2 protein-coding genes are annotated in these 1,484 nt (G+C 63.3%); both read left to right on the top strand.

The window, feature by feature from the left end; translation table 11 throughout:
• On the top strand, positions 1-678 hold a 678-nt coding region (locus A3764_RS23660), incomplete at its 5' end, for a virB8 family protein (protein WP_236628319.1).
• Between the two features lie 5 nt (positions 679-683).
• Complete coding sequence (locus A3764_RS23655; RefSeq protein ID WP_067267176.1) at positions 684-1,406, top strand: TrbG/VirB9 family P-type conjugative transfer protein; 723 nt, start codon at positions 684-686, stop codon at positions 1,404-1,406.
• Positions 1,407-1,484 lie beyond the last annotated feature (78 nt).

Genomic DNA, 1,484 nt, shown 5'->3' with positions numbered 1-1,484 from the left:
AAGACAACCACAACCCCTTCCGCGAGCCATGATCGCGACGCTTTCGAGGCGGATTTCATCTACGGGCCAAGGCGGCGCGAGCGCTTCGCCTGGTTCGTCGCGGCGGCCGGCGTGCTGGTTGGTGTTGCCGGCATGGTCGCGGGCGCAAGCCTCTTTCCGCTCAAGACGACCGAGACCTTCGTGGTCGTGGTCGACAAGGAGACCGGCGAGATGGACCGGGTCGCCGCTGTTCAGGCACTCACACTCTCGGAAAGTGACGCCATCATCCAGGCCAATCTCGTGGCCTATGTTGATGACCGTGAAACCTATGACCTGACCGATGGCGAGCAACGCATCAACTCGGTCCTCGACCGCTCGGACGGAGATGCCGCGCGCACGCTGCGCGATCTCTGGTCCTCCACCAACGAAGACTACCCGATCACTGTCTACGGGCGCGACGCCAAGATCGAGGTGGTGATCAAATCGGTGAACCAGATCGAGCGCGGTGTGGCCCAGGTCCGCTTCACCCGCACGCTCCGCCGCCCCCGCGACACCCGCACCGTCACCCGGTCCTATGTCGCCACCGTCGGCTACGACTTCCAACCCGAAACCCGCCAGCGCCTTCAGGACGTCTGGGCCAACCCTTTGGGCTTCGTGGTGACCTCCTACCGCGTCGACGCCGAGACCCTGGAGAACTGACCAAGATGAAATCCCTTCCCGCGCTCCTCCTAGCGCTTGCCATGCCTGTTGCCGCAAACGCCGAGGCCACGCCGCAAGGCGGCCCGCTCGATATCCGCATCCGCACCGCCGTCTATAACGAAAACCAGGTCTACCGTATCGAGACCGATCTCAAGCATTCAACCACGATTCATTTCGGGGCGGGGGAGCGCTTTGAAGCTGTGATTGTCGGTGACACCGAGAGCTTCCAGGTCGATCCGATCCCGGAGCTCGGCAATGTGCTGACCATCAAGCCGCATGTGGCGCAGGCCTCGACCAACATGACGGTCATCACCAACCGCCGCACCTATTCCTTTCACCTGCGCGAAGGATCTATCCCGAGCCGCACCGGCATGTTCTTCGAGGTCCGCTTCCGCTACCCCGGCGAGGAACGCCGCGCGGTGGGCGCCACCCAGCCCAAAGGGTTCGAGGCCCCGCGTAACTACGCATATCGCGTCTCGGGCGAGGGCGATTTCCGCCCCAGCCATATCTATGACGACGGGCGCTATACGTATTTCGTCTTCCCGGAAAACGCCCGCCAGCCTGCCCTCTTCAAGGCCGATGACCAGGGCCACGAGCATACGGTGAACTGGACCCAACAGGGCAATACCGTCCGAGTGCTCGGGGTGAACACCTACTGGACGCTGCGCATCGGCGACGAGGCGATCTGTGCCGCGCGCGACGAAAGCGCGATCAACGTGAGCAACTGACCATGGCCGATCAAACCCCTCCCGATCTCCAGGACCGCCTCGATCAATTCAGCCAGCGCGGCAAATCCAAGCGCCGCG

This window comes from Sulfitobacter sp. HI0129 (assembly GCF_001635395.1).
Lineage (GTDB): Bacteria > Pseudomonadota > Alphaproteobacteria > Rhodobacterales > Rhodobacteraceae > Sulfitobacter.
Note: the sequence above shows the minus strand (reverse complement) of the source record. Positions and strands in the feature narration are given on the sequence as shown.